Below are 9,315 nucleotides of genomic sequence, written 5' to 3'. Positions count from 1 at the left end.
CCGCCGGAGTACACCAACGCCACCGTGTCGCCGGTGCACTGCGAGGTGTCGATCCCATTGAATCCGTAGGTGTCGGGCACACCTTGCGGCGGTATCAACTTGCCGAGGTGAAACATCACCGCCCTGGTGTTGGGGCTCGCGGCGTTGGTGTTGGCCTTGACGATCACCGCTGACAGCTGGGCGCATTCGTTGTAGTTGCCGGCCAGCGGTTCGGGGTTCCACGGCTGCTGGCTGCGGGGGTCGCGGGGGAGCTCTGACACCGCTCTGGCGATCGCGGGCGCGCCGAGGCTGACCGCGCACGGATCGGCTGCTGCTGAGCTGGTGCTGGTTGGGCCCGCGCCCACGGCCGGTGGTCCCGGTGTGTGGGGCGCGGCGGTGGGGTGGGCCGTCATTGCCTGCGGCGTCTTGGCGACGGTCGAGTCGCCAGATCCGCAGCCGCTCATGCTCGCGACGATCAGTGCGGCGGCGGCAAGCCCAGTCAACCGCCGGACACCACGGTGTCGTCTCCACACAAGGTCGCACCGTACCGTGACCAGGCCTGTCGACGTGGCAGGCGTGGCCGAGCGGCGCCCGACCACTAAACTTCCTTGTGAAATGGCTTCCCCGGACAGCGCCACCGTGAGCTTTGCCGACCTGCAGATCCATCCATCGGTCTTGCAAGCCGTCGTCGACGTCGGTTACGAGTCGCCGTCGGCAATTCAGGCGGCGACGATTCCGGCGTTGATGGCCGGGTCGGACGTGGTCGGGCTGGCTCAGACCGGGACGGGCAAGACAGCCGCTTTCGCAATCCCGATCCTGTCCAAGATCGACACCAACAACAAGGCGACTCAGGCGCTAGTGCTGGCGCCGACCCGCGAGCTGGCGCTGCAGGTGGCAGAGGCGTTCAGCCGTTACGGTGCCCGCCTGCCGCGGATCAACGTGTTACCGATCTACGGGGGGTCGTCCTACGCGGTGCAACTGGCCGGGCTCAAACGTGGTGCACAGGTGGTGGTCGGCACCCCCGGCCGAGTCATCGATCACCTCGAACGCGGCACCTTGGATCTGTCCCGGGTGGACTACCTGGTGCTCGACGAGGCCGACGAGATGCTCAACATGGGCTTCGCCGACGATGTCGAACGGATCTTGTCCGAGACGCCCGAGTACAAACAAGTCGCGTTGTTCTCCGCGACCATGCCGGCGGCCATTCGCAAACTCACCGCCAGGTATCTGCACGACCCGACCGAAGTCAGGGTCGAGGCGAAAACCGCGACCGCCGACAATATTTCGCAGCGCTATATCCAGGTCGCGGGTCCGCGCAAGATGGATGCGCTGACCCGCGTGCTGGAGGTTGAGTCGTTCGAGGCGATGATCGTCTTCGTCCGCACCAAGCAAGCCACCGAAGAGGTAGCCGAAAAGCTTCGCGCCCGGGGATTTTCCGCAGCGGCCATCAACGGCGATATCCCGCAGAGCCAGCGCGAGCGGACCATCGCTGCGCTGAAGGAGGGCGGCGCAAAAGGACTAGACATCCTGGTTGCCACCGATGTGGCTGCCCGGGGGTTGGACGTCGAGCGAATATCGCATGTGCTCAATTACGACATCCCGCACGACACCGAGTCGTATGTGCACCGGATCGGGCGCACCGGCAGGGCCGGGCGGTCGGGCGCGGCGCTGTTGTTCGTCTCGCCGCGAGAACGCCACCTGCTCAAGGCGATAGAAAAGGCAACACGGCAAAAGCTCACCGAGGCCGAACTGCCCAGCGTCGAGGACGTCAACGCTCAGCGGGTGGCAAAATTCGCTGACTCCATCACCGACACTCTCGGCTCACCCGGCATTGAGTTATTCCGCCGCCTGGTCGAAGACTACGAGCGGGAGCACGACGCGCCGATGGCCGATATCGCGGCGGCACTCGCGTTGCAATCGCGCGACGGCGAAGCCTTTCTGATGTCGCCGGAACCACCGCCCGACCGCCGTCCCAAAGAGCGTCCGGACCGGCCCGCCAAGTCGGGCCGTAAAGTGGGCGAGGGCCCCAAGAAGGGGTTCGCCACGTATCGCATCGCCGTCGGGAAGCGACACAAGGTCGGCCCGGGCGCGATCGTGGGCGCCATCGCCAACGAAGGCGGCTTGCACCGCAGCGATTTCGGCCACATCAACATCGGGCCCGACTTCTCGCTGGTGGAATTGCCCGCCAAATTATCCCGCGAAACACTCAAAGCGCTTGAGCGGACTCGTATTTCCGGCGTATTGATCAACCTGCAGCCGGATCGAGGTCGAGATAACCCCAAGCGCCGTGAGGGCGGCGCGAAGCGGCGGGAACACACCGGATGACCCGAGCCGACGCCACGGCCGACCAGGGCGGGCTCGAACAGGTCTCCGGGCCCGACCGGGTCGCGTCGCTGACCGGTATCCGTGCGGTCGCCGCCCTTTTGGTGGTCGGGACCCATGCGGCGTACACGACCGGCAAATACATTCAGGGCTATTTCGGGCTGGTCTGCTCCCGGATGGAGATCGGTGTGCCGATCTTCTTTGTGCTGTCCGGTTTCCTGTTGTTCGGGCCGTGGGTGAAATCGCTCGCCACCGGCGGAGCGGATCCGTCGGTCCGCCGCTACGCCTGGCACCGGGTCCGGCGCATCATGCCGGCCTATGTCGTCACCGTGCTGTTGGCCTACCTGATCTACCACTTCCGAACGGCCGGGCCCAATTTCGGCCACACGTGGATCGGGTTGTTGCGCAATCTAACGTTGACGCAGATCTACACCAGCAATTACATGAAGGGGTATTTGCATCAGGGTTTGACCCAGATGTGGAGCCTGGCGGTAGAAGCCGCCTTCTACGTGGTGCTTCCGCTGCTGGCCTACTTGCTATTGGTAGTCCTGTGCCGACGGCAATGGCGGCCGAGGCTGCTGTTGGCCGGCCTCGCAGCGCTGGCGTTGATTTCGCCGGGATGGCTGATCTTGGTGCACCTGACGACCTCGGTGCCGAACGGAATGCGGCTGTGGCTGCCCACTTACCTGATCTGGTTTCTCGCCGGCATGAGCCTGACGGTTCTGCAGGCGATGGGGGTTCGCTGTTACGCCTTCGTCGCGTTGCCGCTCGCCGTCATCTGCTACTTCATCGCTTCTACGCCGATCGCTGGGGATCCGACGACATCGCCGCTTGGCCTGTCGCAAGCGCTGTATAAAGCGGTGTTCTACGCGGCGATCGCCGCGCTGGCAGTGGCGCCGCTCGCGCTGGGCAACCAGGGCTGGTATTCCCGGTTTCTCGCCAGCCGACCAATGGTGTGGCTCGGGGAGATCTCCTACGAGATCTTCTTGATCCACTTGGTGACCATGGAATTCGCGATGGTCTACGTGATGCGGGATCACGTTTACACCGGTTCGATGCTTGGGCTGTTTGTGGCGACGGTGGTGGTGACTATCCCGCTGGCATGGCTGTTGCACCGATTCACGCGGGTGCCAAGCTAAGCCGTCTGCTCGACCGGCACCACGATCGGGACGACGAACTCCTCGACCATCGCCTGCTCGTCGGCCACGTCGCGGCCCGGGAAGATCAACAGCGACGTAATCACCCGGACCAGCCAGCGGCCACGGCTTTCGATGGCCGTCGGGTCGTCGGCGCCGAGCGAGTTGACGAACGCCGCGGCCAGCGCCGTGATGACGTCGGACTGCTCGGCCACTTCACCACCGATCGGCGCCTGCGTGGTAGCAAACCAGGACGCCAGCGCGGGGCTTTCCCGGACCAGGCGAAGGGTTGTCGCGATGCCCGCACGTAGCCGTTCGCGTGGGTCGGCGATCCCGCTGATCTGCTCTTTGATCGCGTCGGAGAGCCGATAGGTCTCGCGGTGGACATACGCGCTGCACAACGCTTCGCGGTTTTCGAAGTAGCGGTACAGGGTCGCGCGGGAACAGCCTGCGGCCTTGGCGATCTCGTTCATCCCCACCGAACCGGGATCGTGGCCGGTGAACAGCTCCTCGGCGGCGTCGAGAATCCGATCGGCGGCTACCTCGGTGCGACGCTCCGAGAGCCAGTCATTGGCCGCCATCAGGACGCGACCCGGAATGAGACCGACAGCGGACGCCGTACATAGCTTCCTCCGGCCCATACGATGCCGGCCTCGTCGACCTCGAAATCAGGGCAGCGCGAGAGCAATTCGGTCAACGCAACCCGCGATTGCATCCGGGCCGCAGCGGCGCCCAAACAGTGGTGTGCGCCGTGGCTGAACGTCAGGATGTTGCGCGGGCACCGCCGTACGTCGAGCTCAGCGGCGTCGGGTCCGTACTCGCGCTCGTCGCGGTTGGCCGACCCGTAGAGCAGCAATACCCGGCGGCCAGCCGGCACGGTGATGTCGCCGATGGTGACGTCGCGGGTGGCGGTGCGGGCCAGACCCTGCACCGGTGCCGTCAGCCGTAGCAACTCGTCGACCGAATCCGGGATCAGATACGGGTTTTCGGCGAGCACTCGCCGCTGGTCGGGACGCTGGTGCAGCAGTTGCACCGAGCCGCCCAACATTCCTGTGGTGGTGTCGTTTCCGCCGGTGACCATCGTGAACGTGAATGCCAGCACCGACAGCGTGCCGGCGATGTCGCCGTCGGCGCCGACGCCGGCGGCGACCAGGTGCGAGATGGTGTCGTCCTCGGGTTCGTGGCGACGCCGCTCGATCAGCTCGCTGAAGTAAGCCATCATCGACCCGACCGCGTCGCCGACTGTTTCCAGCGCGCCGCCGATGCCACCGGCGCCGGTGTTGGCCGCCACGATCGCATCAGTCCACCCGTCGAACTGGACGCGGTCTTCTTCGGGCACACCAAGGTAATGCGCGACGACCATCGACGGCAGCGGCTTGAACAGCTCGGCGACGATGTCGCCACCGCCATTGGCGCGTATCCGCTCGAGGCGCTCGACAACGAACTCGCGCACCTTGGGCTCCACCGCCTCCACCTGTCGTGGCGTGAAACCACGCGAAACCAGCTTGCGGAACTCGGTGTGCACCGGTGGATCCTGCATCACAAATGGTGGATTGTCCTGTAGCCCAATGAGTTCCAGCTCGCCGTAATTGACGGTCAGTCCCTGCGCGGACGAGAACGTCTCATGGTCACGGGCCGCCGCCCAGACATCGGCGTGCCGGGACAACACGTAATAGTCATGGTCGGGTCTGGCGGCGGGGACTACGTGGTGCACCGGGGCGTGGTCGCGGAGCGCGCGGTACATCGGCCACGGGTCAGGCCAGGTTTCGGCGGTCGCCAACTCGAAGCGCGGTGCGTGAGACAGAGTTGCTGTCATGTCTTATTCATACGACAACGAGGCCCATGTGTCAACTGCCTAGCTGGGCCGTTTCCTTAACACTGGTCGTTGTTGATTCCCAAACTAAATGTCATGTTCCCATTTGGGATGTCATCTGTATGTCATTTATGACATGAGAGTGGGACGATCAGGGGTGGCCCCGAGTTTGGGGTCGTGCTGTGATGCCTGCCGGCCGAACGGGTGGTGGCACCGCCAGATGATTGCGGTTTGCGGATGTGCGGTTTCGTTCCGTATCAATGCAGCGTTCCAAATTGATCTGCCAAAGACTATGGCCCGCAGCAACTCTCCGGGTTTACGATTCTGCTCGTAACGGTGTCTGCCTTGGCGTCTCGGATGCAGAGATCGCATGCTAGTGACCTGTCAGTCGCGCGCAACCAACTCATCAAGAAAGGCTTGGTCTACGCGCCCGAGCGCGGCATGCTGGCCTTCACCGTGCCCGGCATGCACGTGTTCGTCCTCCGGCAAGACCCGTTGGAGGGCTAACGCGTGGTCCGCCACACAATGACGGTCAGTGGAGCCCGTACTGAGGATCAAGTAGCTGGGCAGGCGCCCGCATCAGTGTCATATCCATGTCCGCCGCTGGATGTGCCCTTCCGCCGCTCTCATACGGCGCGAGCCGCGCCGCCAGAGTGTCGAATGGCGAGTTTTCGTCGTGGGGCCCCGTGAGCGGCTCTAGTCGAGATCCGCACCGTCGCTGAACCTTCCAGCGCCGAGCAGCGCGTGCTGAGCGGCGGCCCGTACACCGTGGTGTCGCATATGCAGCATGTCGGGGTGGTGTATCCGCCGCCATGCCCGGCGCAAGACCGGTCAGCCATCATGCCCGCGGTGGCAGCGGTGGGACGTAGAGAAATACCGTCGACGGTCGTGGGGATACCGTCTCTTTGCCGATGCCCAGCCCGACCGGGGTGTTGGTGGCGAGACTGCACTTCACATCGGGTGCATTGCTCGATGAGGGAGGCTGCAAACCTTCCTGGATGAGGTCCCCTGGGAGCAGCTCAGCGGTGTCACGGACAGCTGAAGTAAGGAAATTCGGCCGTGATCCGCGCTGGGTCGGGCGCGACACCGGCGCCCAGCGGGGAGTTGGTCAACACCGACAGCACGTTGTCCAGCACGTTGTCCATCAACCCGCGCCCGTTCATTCCGGTGTAGTCGAAGGATGCGGGCGTGCCCAGCTCGTAGGGCAGGGTCATCGATCCGAACAGGTCGGCCACGCGGCGCGCGTAGGCGGCCGGATCAGCGGAAGTGCCGGCGAGTGTGACGTATTTGGTGACGGTGTCGATGGTGCGCGCGACGAACCGCGAATTGTCCCCGGACGGGGCGGTCGAGTTGAACGCCTCGCTCAACTCGTCGTCGTTGAGGTGGAGGTGGGTGAACATCGGCAGACCCCAGCGGGCCACTTGCTGCTCAGGCGCGTGGCCGCACAGCGACACCGTGGCCCAGGCCTGCACCCTGGTCGTGCTGCTGATCAACTCGTTGGGCGCCTCGACGACGATGCCGGCGACGGTCCGATCCCGGAAGACGTTGACGTGGTTGGCGAAAGCCTCGGGTTTGTAGACGCCGGCCGCGGAGGCATCCCTGAAGTCATTGAGGCCCGCATTAGCGCCGAACACATCGTGCACCACTCCGGCGAAGACGCGCACCCCGCTCTCACCGGCGACTGTGACGCCGGTCGTTCCCGACGCGATCAACTCGCCAGATCCACCCTGAGCTGCGTCGGCGCCGGTGGCGAGGCGCAGCTCGAAGGTCTGTGCGTGTCCGCCCGCGGGGGCCGCGCTGTGCACCACCTCAGCGAACTTGAGTTTGAAGGACACCTCCTCATGGGCGTCACTGTCTGTGTCGAAGCGAAACACGTAGAGAGCCTCATCGCGAAAAGGGGCAGACGTCTCCGCGGTGGCCGCCGGGTTGACTGTCATCGCCATCACGGTCGTCTTTCCGGGGTCGCCGGCGAAAAGATAAAAATCGCAGAGATTCAGACGGGGGTCTTCGCGACCCGTCGGGGTGTCGAAGTGATGCGACATCGGTCTCGGCTCTCCTGAATCCGTCAGCGACAGCCATGGTGAGACGTCGGCGAGCTGCGTCCATTCTGCGCCGGTCACCGGCGAGAGGCAACGGGAAACCCGATGTCACGGATGTGCTGAGTACCCATCAGTTCGCGTCCAATTGAAGTCGGTGAATGTACAGCGCAGCGCGGCACCCACGGTGCCCTTCAGGTTGTCCGGGCGGGCGACGAATTCGGGTCCGTGCCCGAATTGTTGGTTGAGCTGTTTGCTGATCTGGCCGGCGACGTCGTCCTTGCTGACCGTCTCGATGATGTCGAAGTTCACCGTGCCGCCGTTAACGCTGCTGACGGTGACGTTGACGCCGTCGTTCTGCCCGTTGGTTATCACGGTGCAGTCGAGTGTCGCCCCGACAGTGGCCTTAAGGTCGTCGGGCAGGACACCTCCTCGGACTAAGCGTGCATCTTCAGCGAGGACGCAGAGCACTACCATCCCTGCGATCATTACGAAACAATGCGTGTTGAGAACATCTCGGTCCTCGACTACTCGAAGGAGACGACGATGAGCAACGACCAGATCACCGCTCTGGTCACTGGCGCCAACCGGGGACTAGGTAAGCGGTTCGCAACCCAACTCATCGAGCGGGGAGCGAAGGTCTACGCCGCCGCGCGCCGACCCGAAACGATTGACGTGTCCGGCGTCGAACCCATCCAACTGGACATCACCGACCCGGCCTCAGTGCGCCGCGCCGCGGACGTGGCCAGCGACGTTACCGTGCTCGTCAACAATGCGGGTACCGCAACGCGCGCGTCAGTGCTGTCCGGGGCGTTCGAGGACGTCCGGCTGGAGATGGAGACGCACTACTTCGGCACGCTGAATGTCATCCGCACCTTCGCCCCGATCGTCGAAGGCAACGGCGGGGGAGCGATCCTCAACATGCTGTCGGTGTTGTCCTGGCTGCATGATCCGACCTCCGGCGCCTATTCGGCAGCCAAGGCGGCCGAGTGGGCGATGACCGACGCAATCAGGCAGGAACTTGCGCCTTGCGGCATCCACGTCACCGCCGTGCACGTCGGCTACATAGACACCGACATGGCCGCCTTCGCGCCTGCAGATCAAAAGAGCGATCCCGCGGTCGTCGCCCGACTCGCGCTGGACGGCTTGTTCGCCGGCGAGCCGGAGATCCTCGCCGACGACCTAACACGCGCGACGAAGGCCCATCTGTCCGGCGGTATGCAGCGGTAACTCCGCCCGGCCGGCTTTACGGTCGCGCTGGACGTTATCTTTCGTCGGCGGCGCGGTCCAGTTCTCATTTGCGATGTCCACTGGATGTCCACTGTGGACAAGAAAGTGAGAATCATTGTGTTGGTGTCAAACTCGCTCGCACTAGCTCGCCGATGACGGCAAGCTTCGGCGCCTACGCCGTCGAGATCGCCCGCCGCGTCATCTACCAAGCCACCGGCACCACGGACCTCCCCGACTAAACTCCGCGCCGCAGGCACCGCCTAGTGAAGACCGGCCAGGAACGGAGGCAGCGCGGGCAGTCGTGAGACCTACGCGCCCGCAAGCCCTTAAGCCCCTGCATCTAGTCCACGACGGTCGTGGACGACCTCACCTACTTGATGCCGAAAATCTCGCCCAAGCCGCTATTGATGATCCTCGCCGACAGGAGCACCCGGCTCTGCTGGCCGGCCAGCGCTCCGCTTACGCCGCAGCAGGGGAACCGAAGTCACTGCTCGAGGTCGACGGTCACCATTACTCCGTGTACACGGACTGGAAAGACGTGACGACCGCCGCCGCCCGGGACTGGTTCTTGGAACATCTCACCTCGTCGAAAGACAATGAGGCACAACCCAACACGACATCGACTAACAGATGAAAACGGCGACTTTTTTCATGGATAATGACTAATAACTATCAAATCGGTTGTCGCACTGACGCTTTGAACCGGCGGCGCAGCATCCGGCGGTTTCGGAGCAGCTGAATTACGCATGACCTCACAGGCCCTCTGAGCCCTACGCTCTGAACTCGAGGCGTCGTAGGT

The 9,315-nt window shown here is 64.0% G+C and carries 9 protein-coding genes; 4 read left to right on the top strand and 5 right to left on the bottom strand.

Going from position 1 to position 9,315, the window contains the following annotated elements:
* The coding region (locus tag WAN71_RS17670) for an LppP/LprE family lipoprotein (protein WP_422226575.1) at positions 1-443 on the bottom strand (443 nt) is incomplete at its 3' end.
* Positions 444-594: 151 nt separating this feature from the next.
* On the opposite strand from WAN71_RS17670, the gene WAN71_RS17665 reads away from it, so the two are divergent.
* Both WAN71_RS17665 and WAN71_RS17660 read left to right on the top strand, forming a co-directional pair.
* Positions 595-2,304 carry a DEAD/DEAH box helicase gene (locus WAN71_RS17665; protein ID WP_422226574.1) on the top strand — a complete coding sequence of 570 codons (1,710 nt, stop codon included), beginning with the start codon at positions 595-597 and terminating at the stop codon, positions 2,302-2,304.
* Positions 2,301-3,440, top strand: coding sequence for an acyltransferase family protein (locus WAN71_RS17660; protein WP_422226573.1), 1,140 nt, complete (start codon positions 2,301-2,303; stop codon positions 3,438-3,440). The genes WAN71_RS17665 and WAN71_RS17660 overlap by 4 nt, the downstream gene beginning before the upstream one ends.
* On the opposite strand, the gene WAN71_RS17655 is transcribed toward WAN71_RS17660, so the two are convergent.
* Both WAN71_RS17655 and WAN71_RS17650 read right to left on the bottom strand, forming a co-directional pair.
* Positions 3,437-4,018, bottom strand: a complete 582-nt coding sequence (locus WAN71_RS17655; RefSeq protein ID WP_422226572.1) for a TetR/AcrR family transcriptional regulator — start codon at positions 4,016-4,018, stop codon at positions 3,437-3,439. The two genes, WAN71_RS17660 and WAN71_RS17655, sit on opposite strands and share 4 nt — an antisense overlap.
* Complete coding sequence (locus tag WAN71_RS17650; RefSeq protein ID WP_422226571.1) at positions 4,018-5,253, bottom strand: cytochrome P450; 1,236 nt, start codon at positions 5,251-5,253, stop codon at positions 4,018-4,020. The genes WAN71_RS17655 and WAN71_RS17650 overlap by 1 nt, the downstream gene beginning before the upstream one ends.
* A 354-nt stretch (positions 5,254-5,607) precedes the next feature.
* On the opposite strand from WAN71_RS17650, the gene WAN71_RS17645 reads away from it, so the two are divergent.
* The gene (locus WAN71_RS17645) at positions 5,608-5,757 is read left to right on the top strand and encodes a hypothetical protein (RefSeq protein ID WP_422226570.1); all 150 of its coding nucleotides are present in this window, start codon (positions 5,608-5,610) and stop codon (positions 5,755-5,757) included.
* A 521-nt stretch (positions 5,758-6,278) separates the two neighbouring features.
* Here WAN71_RS17645 and WAN71_RS17640 read toward each other — a convergent pair.
* Positions 6,279-7,370: a DUF4331 family protein gene (locus tag WAN71_RS17640; RefSeq protein WP_422226569.1), complete on the bottom strand. Its 1,092-nt coding sequence runs from the start codon at positions 7,368-7,370 to the stop codon at positions 6,279-6,281.
* 27 nt (positions 7,371-7,397) lie between these two features.
* Complete coding sequence (locus WAN71_RS17635; protein WP_422226568.1) at positions 7,398-7,775, bottom strand: DUF4333 domain-containing protein; 378 nt, start codon at positions 7,773-7,775, stop codon at positions 7,398-7,400.
* Positions 7,776-7,832: 57 nt separating this feature from the next.
* Here WAN71_RS17635 and WAN71_RS17630 point away from each other — a divergent pair, with 57 nt between their 5' ends.
* Positions 7,833-8,516, top strand: a complete 684-nt coding sequence (locus WAN71_RS17630) for an SDR family oxidoreductase (RefSeq protein ID WP_422226567.1) — start codon at positions 7,833-7,835, stop codon at positions 8,514-8,516.
* Positions 8,517-9,315: the final 799 nt, after the last annotated feature.

This window comes from Mycobacterium sp., from assembly GCF_049280035.1.
In the GTDB taxonomy this organism is placed as follows: domain Bacteria; phylum Actinomycetota; class Actinomycetes; order Mycobacteriales; family Mycobacteriaceae; genus Mycobacterium.
This window is presented reverse-complemented; position numbering and strand designations above follow the sequence as displayed.

What these genes read in the sequence shown, in the direction of transcription:
- WAN71_RS17665 (WP_422226574.1), top strand. Translation starts at nt 595, where the DNA reads ATGGCTTCCCCGGACAGCGCCACCGTGAGCTTTGCCGACCTGCAGATC.
- WAN71_RS17660 (WP_422226573.1), top strand. Translation starts at nt 2,301, where the DNA reads ATGACCCGAGCCGACGCCACGGCCGACCAGGGCGGGCTCGAACAGGTC.
- WAN71_RS17655 (WP_422226572.1), bottom strand. Translation starts at nt 4,018, where the DNA reads ATGGCGGCCAATGACTGGCTCTCGGAGCGTCGCACCGAGGTAGCCGCC.
- WAN71_RS17650 (WP_422226571.1), bottom strand. Translation starts at nt 5,253, where the DNA reads ATGACAGCAACTCTGTCTCACGCACCGCGCTTCGAGTTGGCGACCGCC.
- WAN71_RS17645 (WP_422226570.1), top strand. Translation starts at nt 5,608, where the DNA reads ATGCAGAGATCGCATGCTAGTGACCTGTCAGTCGCGCGCAACCAACTC.
- WAN71_RS17635 (WP_422226568.1), bottom strand. Translation starts at nt 7,775, where the DNA reads ATGATCGCAGGGATGGTAGTGCTCTGCGTCCTCGCTGAAGATGCACGC.
- WAN71_RS17630 (WP_422226567.1), top strand. Translation starts at nt 7,833, where the DNA reads ATGAGCAACGACCAGATCACCGCTCTGGTCACTGGCGCCAACCGGGGA.